This is a genomic window from Myxococcales bacterium (genome assembly GCA_022563535.1).
Lineage (GTDB): Bacteria > Myxococcota_A > UBA9160 > UBA9160 > UBA4427 > DUBZ01.
In genome coordinates, this window is the sequence record JADFNE010000018.1 from 40,897 (window position 1) to 57,640 (window position 16,744).

Here is a 16,744-nt window from a genome sequence, read left to right on the forward strand (position 1 = left end):
TGCGACGGATCCTGCTGTTTTTGATGCTCTTGTGTACTTCCGTTTCGGCGAACGCCGCGGAAAATGAGATTAAGATTGGTCTTTCGACGGGAAGTCAATACAACAACAATGTCGGGAACGTCTCCTCTGGGAAAAAGAGGGACGCATTCTCTTTCGATTTCGGACCGACGATTGCCTTTGACTCGTCAGCGACCGTCTACGAACTGAGTGCGAAATATTTGCCTCGAGTCAGGATCTTTACGCGAGACAGCAAGCGGGATGTAGTAGACGTGAGTCACGACTTGAACCTTCGCAGCGAGTATCGGCCCAACGAACGTTGGACCTTGGGGTTGAGTGACGCATTCCACGTCCAAGAAGACGCCGATCGCGACACCAATGAGGGAATTCAAATCGATCTTGATGGCTCTGGTGACAAGCAGACCTTGCGAAATGCGCTGCGCGCGAATGTTCGATACGGAGCTACCCCGCGCATGTCACTATTCGCCAACGGCGGTTACACGATCGTGTCACGCGAAGACAAGGACTTGTCAGACAGCCAGAAGTTTTCGGGTAGCTTTCGCGGAAACTATGCCGGCGGTGCAAAGGATACATTTGGCGCCGGCGTAGCGGCCCAACACCAGAGGCTGATCATTGATAACAAGAACACCACCGAAAAGTCATCGAATGATTACTACGGTTTCTTTCTGACTTGGGATCATCGCTTTACGCCACTCACGGGTGTGAGCGCAGCTGGTGGTCCGACATGGGTCGTGTCGGAGCGTGAGGGCGATCGCAGAATCAATTCGGAATATTTTGCCCGCATGAACGTCTTTACTGAATACGACAAAGGCTCGGCATCAATTTCCTATCAGAGAAGCAGTTCCGAATTTGCAAACACTTCGACCGCATACCTTATCGACATGGTGGATGTAAAGGCCGATTGGAAGGCGAGTCGCAAGATGGTACTGGCTGTCAAAGGAGGATGGAACCAGCGAATAGCGATCCGCAAATTCGAGAGCTCGTCCTTCACGTTTTCGAACAAGGTAATACAGTGGCAGGCCGCCGCGTCGGTATCGTACCAATTGATGCGTGAGTTGATGGGCAGTCTTACGGTTGACTACCTGAATCAGAATCTTTCAGAGGATAGCGGTTCGGTCGATCGCATCCGGGCCACAATTCGCTTCTACTACAACGCAAGGGCGTATCGCTTCTAAGGGTAAGGGCCGGGACTTTTCGAAACAATGACGAACGAAACTGGAATACAAATCGATCTGGTCGGCACGCTGAAGCGCAGGGCATACATGGCCAGCGTGATTGCGGGCGGGATCACCCTTTTTGTCTATTGGATCGCAATGGCGCTCCCAAACGAGTACACGGCCAGCGCCGTCTTGCTCGTTGAGCCCCAGACCGTGAGTGGCAAATTGATCGAGCCGGGGGCATCGGGCATCGACCTGAACGAACGCCTCAATTTGATGACCGCCGAAATTCTGAGCCGAACTCGTCTGTCGCGGATTATCGAGGAACTCCAGCTCTACCGAGATGAGTCCGAGCACATGACCCGGCAAGAAATAGTGGAAGAAATGCGGGAAAAGATCTCTGTACGCCCGGTAATTCCCGAATTGACCCGTGGACTGCGTCCCACCAACAAACCAATCGAGATCAACACCTTTGAGGTCTTCTTTAGCGCGGATTCAGCGGTCACTGCCGCACAGGTTGCCCAGACCCTCGCAAACGATTTCATTCAGCAGCACATCTCTGCGCGGGTCGAGACGACCCAGACGAGTCTCGAATTCATTTCGGCCGAAGAAGTCCGGCTCTCGACACGGATCGGAGAGATCGAGTCGAAACTGACCGAGATCAAAGAGGAGAACGAATCCAGCCTGCCCGAAAATCTTCCCAACACCCAGCGAAAAATGGAGCGTGACCTCAGCGAGATGCGTTATGCCCAGCGCCAACTCGATGTTGCGCGAAGTGATCTGAGTTTCTGGGAGCACCAGTTTCGCACTGCCCAGGCTCTTGGAAGTGATGGAACGGGTCGGGATATCCTGTCGCCAGCCCGAAGAATCAAAGGGCTCGAGCTTCAGCTCGAGGAGTTCATCGCACGCGGTTTTACAGAGCGACATCCAGACATAATCAGAGTGAAGGCGGAAATCGCCTCCCATCGACGCGGACTCAGCGACTCCGCCGCAAGTGCAGGTGCCGGTGAAGACGGCGAGCAGGTTCTGATGAGTTTTGGGGAACAGAACGCAGATGCGGAGCGGCAGCGGGCTATTCTTCACGTGAAAGCACTCGAGCAGGAAGTCGAGCGCATCAAGGCCAACCTCGACGAGCTCCGCGCCAACATCATTGCGACGCCGCGCGTGGCCGAACAGATGGAAGCCTACGACAGGCAACACTTCCAGCTGTCACAGAGTCTCCTCAGCTTCTCCAACCTACGGCTCGAGGCTGCGGTTCAGGCCGATCTTGAACGCCGACAGTTGGGTGAGCGATTTCGAATTCTCGAGTCGGCCATTCCGCCGCTCAAAATTTCTTCCCCCAACCGCGCTCTGATCCTGATTCTGGGGCTGCTGCTCGGTTTGACGATCGGGGTCGTCGTGGGCCTTGTCGCCGAGGGCACCGATCCCTCGTTTCACCAGGAGCGCGACTTGCAGTCTTCGGTGGGTATTCCGGTGTTGGCCGTCATTCCGAGCATCACTTTTGATGAAGATCTCAATCGCATGCGTCGTGTCAAGTCGATGCGCGTGCTGGCCATGGCGGGTGTCACCGCGTTCAGTCTTTTCGGTGGGTTTGGAACCTACATATTTGTAAACGGAGCACCAAGTTGGCTGAGTGGGCTCATCGAAGCGGGTTTTGGTGATGAAGTTCAGGAGATAGAGGACGAAACAGAAGCGTTTCGCCATCAGGTAACCGACCCGATTGCATAGTCGGTCATTGAATTAGTGAGAAACTGAGTAAACGATGTACTGCGAGTACTACGGATTTGTACGGCGTCCATTTGAGATGACTCCCGACCCTTCATTCCTTTATTTGGGAGTAGCGCACCGTGAGGGCCTCGCGACCCTCGTCTACGGGGTGCAGTCCGGCAAGGGATTTGTCCTCCTGACCGGTGAGGTCGGGACCGGGAAGACGACGTTGCTGCACGCACTGCTTGCGCAGTTGGATTCGTCCACTGCTTCAGCATTCATTTTCAATCCAAAGCTATCGCCGCTCGATTTTTTTGAGATGCTATTTCAAGAATATGGAATCGAGAAGAAATGCAAGACCAAGGCCGAGTATCTGATTTGTTTGAACGAGTTTTTGATCGAGCGCCTCGCGAACAATGAGCCCACTCTGCTGATCATAGATGAAGCGCAGACTCTATCTGCGGAGATGCTGGAAGAGATCCGCTTGCTTTCCAATCTCGAAACGCCGACTTCAAAGTTGATTCAAATCATGTTGGTCGGTCAACCCGAATTGAATGAAATGCTCTCGAGACCCGAGCTGCGACAGCTGCGCCAGCGCATCGCGCTGCGTCATCATTTGCGACCGTTCAACTCCAAAGAGGTGGGTGAGTACGTCAGTGAACGGTTCGCCAAGGCCGGCTACACGGGCAGACCGGTATTCAACCGCGGCGGGCTCAAGGCAATATTCGAGGCCTCGGCCGGAATTCCGCGGATCATCAACAATGTCTGTGATGCGGCGTTGTTGCAGGGTTATGCACGAGAACTGCCGACGATTGATGGGAAGGTGATTCGCGAAGTCGTCGCTACACTAATGCCGCCCGAAGCTGGGCTGGGCAACGATGGCAGCGCCAGCTTGGACGGCGGCCGCAAAAAGAAATTTTTGGGCCTGTTTGGTTGAGACAGGAATTGCGGTTTTAGATGGACGAGGTCGATGGGTAACTACGAAGCACTACAGAAAGCAGAACGAGATAAGCGACACAAGGTTGCTGGCGAACGGGCCGCTCCTGTGAATGCACTCAGCTGGGATGCCACCCCCCAGACCGCACCGCCCGCTGAGAAAACCGGGCTGCTGCGACGCCTCCGCCGCCGCAAGGAATCTGTGCCCTCGGTTCCGGACGCGAATGAGGTCAATAAGCGGCGGATCGCGATTCTGCGACCAGAGTCCTATGTCTCCGAACAGTTCCGCATGTTGCGAGGTCGTATTGAATCCCTCGCCGCGCAGCGCCCCATTCGGTCGGTCGCCATGACCAGTGCCAACCCGGGCGAAGGAAAGAGCACAGCGGCGATCAATCTCGCGGTGGTAGAATCGCTCGGTTTGAATCAGCGCGTTCTGATCGTCGACTGCGATATGCGAAGGCCAACCGTTCATCGGTCCCTTGGCTTGTCTGCAGATGCGGGAATCGGCGAGGTCCTGTTGGGACGAGCAACGCTCGATCAAGCCATTGTACGCGCTGAGGGGACCAACCTCGATGCGCTCGTGGTCCGTTCGCAGCCGGACAACCCGTCGGAACTGCTGGCTTCAGTACGCATGAAGTCGCTGCTCGAAGAGATGGCAAGTTCGTACGATCGGATCATTCTCGATACTCCTGCGACTCTGGGATTGCCGGATTCGAAGATCGTCTCCGATCTCTGCGATGGAGTGGTGGTTGTCGTGCGCGCTGACGTCACCCCCCGCGAAGAGGTCGGAGCTGTACTGGATATCTTGGATCGACGTAGAATTCTGGGCATGGTCTTGAATGGCGCCGACATTAGTCGCGAGAGCTACGGCTACTACTAGTTTCGAACTGTTCGCGAGGAAGTTTTGTCGGCATCGATGATCGCACTCCCGCTCGCTGTGGCGATCGTCGTCACGGCGATCTGTACGCCATTCGTCGCGCGTTTTGCGCGGATGTGTGGCGCCGTCGATCGTCCAAACGAGCGCAAGATCAGCAATCGCGGCGGAATGCCACTGATGGGCGGTGTCGCGGTCGCAGCAGGTGTTTGCGCGGGACTCCTCGCAGTAGAGTTGGTGAACGGGCCGGACATCCTGCCCATGGATCGTCTGCGCGGCTTCCTGTTCGGCGGCGGACTGGTTCTCGGCGTGGGAATGATCGACGATCGGTTCGGTATGGGTGCGGTCGCGAAACTGGCTGGTCAGCTTGCTGCCGCCTCGATTGCGTTTCACGCCGGCTTTGCGATCGAATCGTTCCGTTTCCCGATGACCGGAGAATCGTTCGAGCTGCAGTGGTGGGTGTCTTACTCGGTGACGTTGTTTTGGATCGTGGCGGTGACGAACGCGGTCAATCTGATCGACGGCCTCGACGGCCTGGCCACCGGAATCTCGATGATCATGGCCGTGACCATGACCTATGTCTGCTTTGTGGCGGATCAAATGACCGGAGTGATTTTTGGCGCCGTAATCATTGGCGGTGCGCTCGGCTTCTTGCCGTACAACTTCCCTCCGGCGCGGATCTTCTTGGGAGACACCGGCGCGCTCTATCTGGGTTTCTCGATCTCGCTGCTGGCGCTCGAAGGCTACATGGGCGGGTTCAGGAAAGCTTCGGTGCTGCCATTTGTCGTCCCCTTGATGGCACTCGCGGTCCCCTTGATGGATACGCTACTTTCGATCGTGCGTCGGCTTCGAAGCGGAAGTGGAGTCTTTTCGGCTGACGACATGCATATGCATCATCGCCTGCTGCGCACCGAGGGTTCACACGCCCGCGCCGTGTTCTTTTTGTATCTCTTGACTGCGTGCTTTTGTTCGATCTCGGTTTACTTTGCGATTCTCGAAGACCTCCGCCTTGGCTTTGTGCTACTGGCCATCGTGCTAATCTTGACGATCCGACTGTTGCGCAATCTCGGATTGTTCGCGGAATGGAGGCAGGCCGCGACGCCCCCCACCGCGTCGACCGAATCTGGACAGCAAGACTAGGGTTCTCCGCGGCGTTTGCGCGTTCGTGTGAGTATGGGAGTTGAAACGATGAACGTGGCAGTAATCGGCACCGGGTATGTGGGGCTCGTGACAGGTGCGTGCTTTTCCGAGTTTGGCGTGCAAGTGACGTGCGTCGACAAGGATGCCGAGAAAATCGCTTCCCTGATCCGGGGAGAGATGCCCATCTACGAGCCGGGTCTCGAAGAACTCGTGGGCCGAAATGTTCGCGAGGGCCGCCTGGCTTTTTCCTCTGATACGCCGGAGGCGATCCGCAACGCGCTCGTAATTTTTATCGCAGTAGGGACTCCAGCCGCGGAAGACGGCAGTACCGATCTGAGATTCATCGAGGCTGTGGCGCGGGAAATCGGTCAGTGCATCGACGGCTACAAAGTCATCGTTACCAAGAGCACCGTTCCCGTCGGCACCGCGAAGAAGGTGCGGAATTGGATCCAGGACGAACTCGACGCCAAGGGGAGTAACGCCAATTTCAGTGTCGCATCAAACCCCGAGTTCTTGCGCGAGGGAGCGGCGATCAGCGACTTCATGCGACCTGATCGGGTGGTGATCGGAACCGACGAAGGAGATGAGCAGGCGTTGGCGATCATTCGGGATCTCTACCGTCCTCTGTTCATCAACGAAACGCCCTTCGTCATCTCGAACGTGGCGACAGCCGAGCTGGCAAAATACGCCGCGAACGCATTTCTCGCGACCAAGATTTCATTCATCAACGAAATCTCGATCCTCTGCGAACGAGTTGGCGGAGACGTCCAGGGTGTTGCTCGTGCAATGGGTCTCGACAAGCGCATCGGCTCAAAATTTCTTCATGCGGGACCCGGCTACGGCGGGTCGTGCTTTCCCAAAGACACTCTCTCCGCGGCCCATTTTGCCCGCGACCTGGGAATGAACTTCGAGATCGTCGAGGCGGCAATTCGAGCCAATGATCGACAACGCGATCATGCGACGCAGAAGGTGCGCCAAGTGCTGGGCGAGAATTGTGCGGGCAAATCCATCGCGCTCCTCGGACTTTCGTTCAAGCCCGAAACCGACGATGTGCGCGATTCCCCGGCAATCTACATCGCCCGCAGCCTGATCAACGAGGGTGTGGTAGTTCGCGCCTTCGACCCCCAGGCGATGGTGGAAGCCGGTAAGGCGCTTCCCGAACTCGTATTGTGCAAGGACGCCTACGAAGCCTGCCAGGGCGCCGACGCGCTGGTGATCGTGACCGAGTGGAATCAATTTCGCATGCTCGATCTCACGCGCATCAAGAGTCTGCTCAACAAACCCAACATGGTGGATCTGCGCAATATTTATCGCGCCGACGCGATGCAAGCCGAAGGGTTCAACTACGTGAGCGTCGGGAGATGAAAGTGCCCCCTCTGCACGTTGTCGTGCTGGCGGGGGGTGCAGGTGAAAGATTCTGGCCGGCGTCTCGCGCGCACTACCCGAAGCCGTTACTCAAAGTAATTGGCGGCAAGAGCCTGCTGGCGGCAACCCTCGATCGCGCCCGGGCAATCGCCGACAAAGATCGCATTTGGATCGTGTGCGGGCACGAGCACGCCAAGAAGATTCGAAAGGCATCTGGACTGCCTGCGAATCGTGTCCTGGTCGAACCCCGTCGGCGCAACACGGCGATGGCGGCAGCCTGGGCGGCGCAGCGCATCGCTGCGGAGGACCCGCACGGCGTGCTCGTCATCTTGCCCGCCGATCACCACGTTCCCGATCGGCGCGCGTTCGCGGCGGCAATTCGCAAATCCGCCCGCGCGGCCCACGCTGCCGAGGTTCTCGTGACGCTCGGAGTGCGGCCCACGCGGCCAGACACGGGATATGGCTACATCCGGGTAGGTCCCCGGGCGGGCAAGGCCTATGCGGGGCTGCATCGCGTCGCGAAGTTTGTCGAAAAGCCCGGCGCCGCCACTGCCAAGCGGTACTGCGCCGGGGGGAAGTATCTGTGGAATGCGGGTGTGTTCATCTGGCAAGCGAAGACGTTTCTCGAGCAGGTTGCCGAATGTGCGCCCGATCTACACAGGGCTCTCGCGCCGCTGCGCCGACACCCCAAGGGTCGCAACCGGCAGGCCGTCGCCGTGGCGTATGAGAAGGCGCCGTCACTGTCCGTGGATGTCGCGATCCTCGAGCGCAGCCAGCGGGTCTGGACATTGCCCGTCAGCTTCTCCTGGAGTGACGTGGGGACGTGGGAGTCGCTCGCCAGTGAACTCGGCGTCGGGGAAAAGTCGAAACGGGATCGAAACGGCAATCGGATCATTGCCGGTCAGTTGCTGGCGTTTGATGCCGAAGCGAACCTCGTCTGGGGTGGAGACAGGCCCATCGCATTATTGGGTGTAGAAAATCTTGCTGTGGTCGATACAGGAGATGTGATCTTCGTCACAAAGTTAGAGCGCGCGGGTGACGTCAAACGGATTGTCGCCACGCTCAAGGCCCGTGGGCGCGAAGATTTGATCTGACACTCAGCTCGGTATGGGCACAGGGGAATATTCGACATGGCTGATACTCTGACACGAGAGGAAGCTCGCGAATCCCTTCGCGTCATTCCGCTCTTTCGCGAAGCGACCGACGAAGACCTCGACAATCTCGGACTCCACTTGATCGAGCGCAGCTTTCCCAAAGATGCGATCATTGTCGATGAAGGACTGACCGGGGACTACATGTACGTAATTCGTTCCGGTCGGGTGAAAGTGACCAAGGCCTCGGACGACGGTCGCGAACAGATCATGAACCTGTTTAGAGAGGGCGACTTCTTTGGCGAAATGTCGCTGCTCGACAATCAACCCCGTTCTGCAAGCGTCACCACCCTCGAGCCGACTCAGTTGCTGGCGCTTTCTCGCCGAGACTTTCTGGAACTGCTGAAGAGCCGGTCGACCTTGGCGATGTGTGTGATCCAGGAACTCACCCGTCGGTTGCGTGAAACCGGAGAACAGGCGAGTTCAATTTCGTTCCAGAAGGTCCAGGAACGCACCCGAGGTCTGTTTGAGAGGCTCGCCCGGGACGAGGGCAACGCCGATCATACGCGCATTACCCCAACGCTTACGCATCAACAGATTGCCGACATGATCGGGACCTCGCGGGAGACCGTTACCCGGGCAGTCAAACGACTCAAGCAAGACGGTTGGTTGCAACAGCAGGGAAAACGCTACGTCATTCCGCAGGTCGATCGACCGATTGCCTGAGTACGACCTCAGGCAATAGCCCCTCTCGACCGATGTCCCAGTCGTGAAGGTTCCCGATCACCAAATCGTAATCCACAGAGTCAGCTGTCCGTGCCCTCGGCGCGGGGCATGTTTCTCGTGGTCCGAGACTGAACTCGCGCGGGATTCTCGCTCGTGAGCGCCGACCCGGACTCCAACGCGCACGACGCGGGTCCTCAGCCCGCTCGTATTCTCGTGGTCGAGGACAACGATGCGCTGCGTGAGGCCATCGTGATGGCCCTCGGAGAACAGTGGTCCAGTGTGATCGAAGTGTCGGATGGGCAGTCCGCAATCGAGATGATCGCGGACAGCGAGCCCTTTGACGTCGTTCTCTGCGATCTGCGACTGCCCGGGCCGGATGGAACGCAGATCCAGCGCGCAACACAACAACGCGACTCCCGTACCGCTTTTGTGTTGATGACCGCATTCGCGACCGTGGACAACGCGATCGCGGCGATCCAGCGGGGTGCCTTCGACTTCATTCAAAAGCCCTTTGATCTCGAAGAACTCGAATTGCGTGTGCGGCGGGCTGTCGAACACGGACGGCTGTTGGAGGAAGTCTCCGAACTGCGCTGCCAGGTGTCGGGGGTGCGAGACGATTTTATCGTCGCCAACAGCGAGGCGATGCGCAGTGCGGTGGCGACCGCAAAGCGAGTCGCCGGAATTCGTTCGACGGTTCTTCTTACCGGTGAGACGGGAACGGGCAAAGAGGTGATCGCGGGTCTGATCCACGCTCATTCATCGCGTGCTGCGAGACCCTTTATCAAGGTCAATTGTGCTGCACTCCCCGAGACGCTCCTCGAGTCGGAGCTGTTCGGCCACGAACGCGGCGCCTTTACCGGGGCGGACCACCAGCGAGCGGGTCGCTTCGAGCAGGCCAACGGCGGAACCTTGTTGTTGGATGAGATCGCCGAGACGTCCCCGGCCACCCAGGCCAAATTGCTGCGGGTGCTTCAAGACCAGGAGTTCTACCGACTCGGCGGAACCGCGGTTCAAAGGACCAGCGCGCGCATCATTGCGGCGACCAACCGCGATCTGGATCAAGCGCTGCGCGACGGTTCTCTGCGTGAAGATCTCTACTACAGGATCAACGTGATCGAGATTCATCTCCAGCCCCTGCGCGAGCGGCGCGAAGACATCAAGGCCCTGGCCGAACGCTACAGGAAACGTTTCTCTCTCGAGCTCGGGAGGCTGTGTACCGGATTCACGGACGCCGCGATTTCGCGCATGGAGTCCTATTCGTGGCCCGGTAATGTGCGCGAACTGCGCAACGCCGTCGAACGCGCGGTGCTCCTTTCTGACGGAACGCAGATCGACGTCGCAGACATTCACCTCGAGAGCCCCAGGCACCACCGCGGTGATGCCGAGTGGGAAATCAAATTGCCGCCCAATGGTGTTTCCTTGCACACGGTAGAGCGTGCGCTGGTACTGGCGGCTCTACGTCGCACGGGATTCGTTCAGAAGGACGCAGCCCAGTTGATTGGCGTGAGCAAACGCAAGCTCAACTACATGATTCAGCGCATGGAGCTCGTGCATCCTAGCTGGCGCCGCAACCGAGCGATTCCAGATTCGGGCCGGGCAATAAAGCGCAGGGACGAACCGTTGAATTGAACTGGAAAACCTCGCCCGCAACTAGCGACCGCGATGGCAATGCAGGCTAAGCTTCGCCGCCTGATCCTCCAAGGACGTGATGGAGGAATGGGCATGCAACCGGGCGAAGGGTGCCGACGAAGGGCACGAATACGGTCGACGCAGGCGCTGCGTTTCGCTCTATTTGATCGGCCAGACTGAACCGAATGAGGACCTCATCATGGACTACCGCTTTCCTATGAATTCACTGTGCCGTGCGTTCGCACTGGCCATCACACTGTTCATCACGACCACGCTTGTCGGCTGTCAGAGTGACGAAGACAGTCTCGCTGAATTCTATGCCAACGGTACGCGGTACGTCGAAAACGAGCGGTACGAAGAGGCGGTGATCGAGTACAAGAACGTAATCAAGCTCAACCCGAATCACGCGGACGCTCACTATCAGCTGGCAAAGGCCTACATGAAGCTGAGCCGGGGCCGTGACGCGTACTGGGAAATGAGCGAAACCGTTCGTTTGGACCCGGCCAACACTGAAGCTGTCCTGAGCTTTGGTGCGCTGTCACTCATTGCCGGAGATGCTGATCAGGCCCTCGCGATGGGGCAGATCTCGATCGAGTCCGATCCCGAGAACCACCAAGGGTATATTTTGATGGGTAAGGCCCTCGAGAAGCTCAAGCGCGAAAGTGAGTCCGAAGAGTATTACCTCAAAGCCGTCGAACTCGATTTGAAAAACTACGACACACTTCTGACATTGGCGACGTACTACATGTATTTGCCGAATGGACGCGAAAAGGCAGAGCCTTGGTTCTGGAAAGGAGTGGAGCGCTTCGGGAGCTTCATTGCCCGCACCAGCCTTGCGAAGTTCCTGGTTCAGGATCTCGAGCGCTTGGACGAGGCGGAGACAGTTTTCAAGGAAGCGGTCAACAGGGCCAAATCGCCTAAAAGGCGCGAGGAGGGATTCATCAACCTCGCCAGACTGTATTTCGGGTCGGAGCGCAATGAACTGGGAGTTGCGGCGCTCGAAGAGGGTATAGAAATCGACAACGATTCCAACCTTTCGCGCTACATGCTCGCCAAGTACTATCGCTTGCAAGGAGAAAACGAAAAAGCAGAAGCGTTGCTCCGCCAGGCTACGACAATAGATACGAGCGACCCGGGACCTTATCTGGTCCTTTCGACGTTCTTGGGAGCGCTCCAGCGACTCGAAGAAGCCTTGGCAGCGGCGGACTCGGCCGTCGCGGCGGATCCTGAGAATGCGAACGCAAAGCTTCGCCGGGCAGAACTCCTGGTAGATTTCGGCTACCGCGAGGCCAGTACCGAAGCGGCGAAAACCCCGGAAGACAATCTCGCTGCGCTTTCCATGGCCAATCAGAAGATTGCGGAGGGTCTCGAGGTGGTCGAGGCCATTCTCGCCGAAACGCCCTTTCATCCCCAGGCCGAGTTTGTTCGGGGCAAGGCTTACCTGGCCAAGGGTGAAACCTCAAAGGGCATTGATGCGTTCCAAATGGCGGTGGACGGTCGCCCCGATTGGCCCGAGGCTCACTTTGCGCTTGGCTCAGCAATGGCTTCCGTGGATCAATCCAGTCTCGCCCGGGTCGAAATCTCCCGGGCACTCGAACTCGATCCAGGACTCCACCAGGCTCGCAGACTCCTTGCCACGATTCATCAGACATTGGGTGAGCACGAATATGCAATCGAACAGGGGCGGCGCTATCTGAAAGTTCGACCCGAGAGCAGCGAAACCCGAGTACTGGTCGCGCAGAGTCTAATCCGACTCGGCAAGCGCGAGGAAGCGCGCAACGAGTTGGACAAAGTACCGGCCGACCAGCGTGATGCAGGAGTGCTCTTCGCTCTGGGGCGCGTCCATGCAAGCCTTGCCGATCCAGTCAAGGCACGCGCGTACCTGATGCAAGTTCTCGAGCGGTCTCCACACAACCAACAGGTGCTGCGGACACTATTCAAGCTCGACCAGGGTAGCAAAGAGAACTTCTCCGAGACCAAGCAACTCATCATTGCGGCGGCCAAGGCGGACCCCAGAGACCCCGACCTCGTCCAGCTCAACGGAATGGTTTTGTTCAGCAACAATGACCTGGAAGGGGCAGAAGCCCAATTCGTTCTCGCCACGGAGCTGATCCCCGACGATATCAACGTGCATCAGCAGTTGGCGCGCTTCTACACGTTGACTGGCCGCACCGATGAGACCATTGCGACCTACGAGAAAGCTGTCCAGATGCAGCCGACTTCGGCGCGCCTGCATCACTTCCTCGCGTTGCTCTACGAAGCCCAGGGTGAGCTCGATATGGCTCAAAAGTCGTATGAAAACGCGATCAAGTACGACGACAATCACGCATTCGCGAAGAATAATCTCGCCTACCTGCTGGCCGACACGGGCAAGGATCTCGATCGCGCCCTCGATCTGGCGCAGGACGCCAAGGCGTTGCTGCCAAACGATTCCAATGCGGCGGACACCCTCGGCTGGGTGCTCTTCAAGCGTGGAGTCAATGGCGCTGCGGTGGGTTACCTGAAGGAGTCCGTCGCAAGCGCCGACGCCGACGACCCCGCTCTGGGGGTGATTCGCCATCATCTCGCTCAGGCTTACGAAGCAGACGGCAACACGAAGCGCGCCGCAGAAGTGTTGCGAGCTTCGCTCCACGATCTCGAGCAGCGCAACAAGGCCGAAAGAGCACAGGGTCGGACCCCTCAGTCGCCGCCCTGGGAAAGTGAAGTCCGCAGCATGCTCGACCGCCTGACGGCAGCTGGCTGAGGAGCGCATTGGTTCGCTCGCGGAATCTTGGGTTCCAGCTGGAAACCAAGGGTCCACCAACCGGCAACTAAGCCACACTACTGCGCGATGTTCTCCGGTTCTCTCCCAGATCCCCTGCATCCTCCCGCAGGGCGTCAAGCTCTCCCGCTGGAACGCCGATAGACAGGACGCTCTTGCGCGGAATTCGCATTCGTTGTGCGTGCGTGATACGCACGCGGATTCGGCAGCAGAGCGCTCGAACCGACGATGGGTGGACTGTGGAGAATTCGATGAGACTTGGGTCGCTTGTATTGGTAGCCGTGTTGGCGATGTTTCTGAGTTTTGCGGTTTCGGCGGATACCGAACCGGCACTCGAACCGACCGGCGAGACCGGATCGGTCGAAGTTGCGCCCGACTGGGCTGAGGCTGAGGACACCGCTACGGATTGGGTAGAAGTCGACGACGAGTTCGGCGCTGACGTCGTTGGTGAAGATGTCGTGGCTGAAGTGGTTGTAGACGTCCTCGCCGAAGACATGCCCGCGGACGAATTTGCGGAGCAGGTCGAGTCGAACGAGTTGCAGCCTGCCGATGAAATGTCCGCGCTCGAATCCGTCCCGGCAGAACCCGCGGGCGAGGTCGCGTGGGACGACTTTGACGATCCAGATTTCAATCCGGGCGATCCGACACCGGAGTCAGCGGATGCGCCTGTCGCGCAAGCGGAGGCCGATCTTGCTGTAGATGAATCCGCCATGTCGTCGATCGAGATCGACGGACCGATATTGGTCGTGGGCGGAATCACGCTCGGGCCAGTGGCTGTCGACGCAGAAGGTCGCGTGGGACGCATTCACACCGTGGTTTCCGGTGACACCTTGTGGGATGTCTCGAACGCCTACCTGGGCACCGCCTGGGTATGGCCCTCGGTCTGGAAAGACAACGGCGATATCCAGAATCCCCACCTGATTGAACCCGGGGATCGACTGTGGATCTCCTCTACCGAGATCCGACGCATCAGTGACGCTGAAGCCGACGAGTTCCTCGCAGGTGCCGAGACCGATGTGGATGAATACGTGGAAGTCGCCGCCGAGATTCCGGCCGACGTCGTCGAAGAAGAGGTTCCGGCCTCGGATGACGAGTTCACCCAGATGGCTTCGACGGACGACTTCGAGATCCCCGAGATGGATCAGCTGCCTGTGGGCATGCCGGACGAAGGTGAAATGGGCCGGGGAACCGGTCGCACCGTGCGGGTTTCGATGCGGGACAACATGGGCTTCATAAGCGACGCGCAGCTCAAGGCGTCGACAATCATCCTGGGCAGCCCCTCGGATCGACTCCATCTTTCTCTGCTCGACACGATCTACTTCGGACTCGGCGAGGGAGAAGTCGAAGTCGGTGACGAATTTACCTTCTTTCGCAATGTGACCGATGTGCGCTCGCCCAGTACCAACGCGTTGATCGGGTATCACGTCGATGTTCTGGGCTGGGCCGAAGTCATCGAAGTGACCGGCGAAAGCTGTGTTGCGGTGATCCGGGTGTCCCTCGCGGGAACGTCGATCGGTGATCGCGTGATGCCGCGTTCCAAGCTGCCCAGCGATATCGATGTCTTGTTCGCCGAAGATGGCATCGAGGGTGAAGTCGCGTTCCTGCCTGCGAACCGCACCCTGATGGGAACCAGCGACTACGTGTTTGTGGACGTCGGCGCCGTGCAGGGAGTCGAAATTGGAACCGACCTCGAGGTTTATGATCCCGGATACGAGGTGGACGACAAGGTCCGGGGCCAGACGGTCATGACGCCCGACCGCGTGATCGCCGATCTCGTGGTGGTCACGGTTCAGGAAGAAAGTGCGGTGGCGTACGTCGCGCACACACGCCGTGAACTCGCGGTCGGAGATGTCGTGCGCGGAGCGACCCGGAATTTCCCGGAAGCGTTCTAGTAAAAAATAAAACGGGCGTCGCCCTATCTTCCGCGGCGGGGCGCCAAGTTTGATGGGTTGAGCTAATCAGGAGTTCCTCGGTCCCGGGGAACTCTTGATTTGTCTCTGACCCGCGCGACTACTTCTACACATTCAAATACACCAACAAGTACGCCTTCAAGTACACCCAAACCCGAGGCCGGCGTGCTCGACCCCGGTCGATCCGACTCGTCGCATCGGGCAGAATTGCGCGACTGGCTGCAACTCCAAGCAACGTTGGGGCTCTCACCCGTGCTCGCGCGCGAGTGTCTGCTGCGGGCCGGAGATCCTCGAACAGCCCTCGAGATCAGCGGCCGCAGCAAAGCGCTGAGTAACACTGCGCTCGATGCGGCGGTTGTAGGCCTTCGGCGCCGAGGCTATCGCGCACTTCCCCTGACTTCACGACACTATCCGACGCAGCTCGCCGTGCTCGAAGATCCCGCACCGCTGCTCTTGATTGCTGGTGATGTCGCGCACCTGTCGGGAACCCTCGTGGCGATCGTCGGGGCCAGGGCGGCGACGGTCTACGGTCTCGAGATGGCGCGGGCGTTGGGTGAACGGCTGGCGCAAGCCGGGGTAACGGTCGTCTCCGGGTTGGCCCGGGGGATTGATGCAGCTGCGCATCGGGGAGCACTCGATGCGTCCGGGGTCACTGTGGCGGTTCAAGCGTGTGGTCCCGACCGGGTGTATCCGGCGGAACATCGTCGGCTCGCCTCGGAGATTGCCGAGGGCGGTGCGTTGCTTACCGAACTCCCGGTCGGAACTCCGCCGCGACCAGCGTACTTCCCCCTGCGCAATCGGCTGATCAGCGGGCTGTGTTGCGGTGTGATCGTGATCGAAGCGCGAGAACGCAGCGGTTCGCTGATCACGGCGCGCCACGCCCTCGATCAAGGCCGAGATGTGATGGCCCTGCCCGGGCCCGTGACTTCTCCTACCAGCTGGGGCCCCAACCGGCTCATTCGCGACGGTGCGATCCCCATCCTTGAGGTCGACGACGTGTTTGACGGGCTGGGACTGCCCGTGCCCGAGGAAGTCCAGATCTCCGAGATTGCCGATTTCGAGGAAATCGGGCCACTTGCCGAGACAATCCTCACGACCCTCGACCGCGGAGCCCTGTCCCGGGATGAGCTGGGACGTCGAATCGAGCGCGATCCGCAACAGCTCGACCTCGATCTCGTGGACCTCGAACTCATCGATCTCGAGCTACAGGGGCTCGTCCGGCGCGATCGCGACGGACGTATGGTCAGGGTCTCGGCTCGCCGGCGAGGAGTGCGCAGGCCCGCCAAGTGAGCGTGGGCTATACTGCTTGCCCCGGTGGCAGGGGCCCCCGCAGTGCGAAGCCCGGACACGCACCGATCGAAGTATCCCCCAGTCAGCACGACTACCGCGTTGGAGACCGCATTGGGCGAGTCGATCCAGAATGCAGACGT

Annotated in this window: 12 protein-coding genes; all 12 read left to right on the forward strand. The window is 58.7% G+C overall.

The annotated features are described in order from the left end of the window. The first annotated feature begins 269 nt into the window (after positions 1 to 269). The 12 genes from IH881_07970 to dprA all read left to right on the forward strand — a co-directional run bounded on the left by IH881_07970 (position 270) and on the right by dprA (position 16,604). Entirely contained in the window at positions 270 to 1,193 is a 924-nt protein-coding gene (locus tag IH881_07970) for a hypothetical protein (GenBank protein ID MCH7867621.1), read from the forward strand. Between the two features lie 27 nt (positions 1,194 to 1,220). Beyond that, the gene (locus IH881_07975; GenBank protein MCH7867622.1) at positions 1,221 to 2,903 is read left to right on the forward strand and encodes a hypothetical protein; all 1,683 of its coding nucleotides are present in this window, start codon (positions 1,221 to 1,223) and stop codon (positions 2,901 to 2,903) included. Between the two features lie 76 nt (positions 2,904 to 2,979). Then, complete coding sequence (locus IH881_07980) at positions 2,980 to 3,819, forward strand: AAA family ATPase (GenBank protein ID MCH7867623.1); 840 nt, start codon at positions 2,980 to 2,982, stop codon at positions 3,817 to 3,819. Positions 3,820 to 3,852: 33 nt separating this feature from the next. Next, on the forward strand, positions 3,853 to 4,698 hold the full coding sequence (locus IH881_07985) for a CpsD/CapB family tyrosine-protein kinase (GenBank protein ID MCH7867624.1): 846 nt from the start codon (positions 3,853 to 3,855) through the stop codon (positions 4,696 to 4,698). Between the two features lie 24 nt (positions 4,699 to 4,722). After that, entirely contained in the window at positions 4,723 to 5,832 is a 1,110-nt protein-coding gene (locus IH881_07990; protein ID MCH7867625.1) for an undecaprenyl/decaprenyl-phosphate alpha-N-acetylglucosaminyl 1-phosphate transferase, read from the forward strand. A 48-nt stretch (positions 5,833 to 5,880) separates the two neighbouring features. After that, complete coding sequence (locus IH881_07995) at positions 5,881 to 7,197, forward strand: UDP-glucose/GDP-mannose dehydrogenase family protein (protein MCH7867626.1); 1,317 nt, start codon at positions 5,881 to 5,883, stop codon at positions 7,195 to 7,197. 2 nt (positions 7,198 to 7,199) lie between these two features. Then, complete coding sequence (locus IH881_08000) at positions 7,200 to 8,291, forward strand: NTP transferase domain-containing protein (GenBank protein MCH7867627.1); 1,092 nt, start codon at positions 7,200 to 7,202, stop codon at positions 8,289 to 8,291. Between the two features lie 36 nt (positions 8,292 to 8,327). Continuing rightward, positions 8,328 to 9,014, forward strand: a complete 687-nt coding sequence (locus tag IH881_08005; protein ID MCH7867628.1) for a Crp/Fnr family transcriptional regulator — start codon at positions 8,328 to 8,330, stop codon at positions 9,012 to 9,014. Between the two features lie 153 nt (positions 9,015 to 9,167). Then, positions 9,168 to 10,643: a sigma-54-dependent Fis family transcriptional regulator gene (locus IH881_08010; GenBank protein MCH7867629.1), complete on the forward strand. Its 1,476-nt coding sequence runs from the start codon at positions 9,168 to 9,170 to the stop codon at positions 10,641 to 10,643. A gap of 79 nt (positions 10,644 to 10,722) precedes the next feature. Next, positions 10,723 to 13,386 (forward strand): tetratricopeptide repeat protein, encoded by a 2,664-nt coding sequence (locus IH881_08015; protein MCH7867630.1) that lies wholly within the window; start codon positions 10,723 to 10,725, stop codon positions 13,384 to 13,386. Positions 13,387 to 13,655: 269 nt separating this feature from the next. After that, on the forward strand, positions 13,656 to 15,296 hold the full coding sequence (locus IH881_08020; GenBank protein ID MCH7867631.1) for a LysM peptidoglycan-binding domain-containing protein: 1,641 nt from the start codon (positions 13,656 to 13,658) through the stop codon (positions 15,294 to 15,296). 183 nt (positions 15,297 to 15,479) lie between these two features. After that, positions 15,480 to 16,604, forward strand: coding sequence for a DNA-protecting protein DprA (gene dprA, locus IH881_08025; GenBank protein ID MCH7867632.1), 1,125 nt, complete (start codon positions 15,480 to 15,482; stop codon positions 16,602 to 16,604). Positions 16,605 to 16,744: the final 140 nt, after the last annotated feature.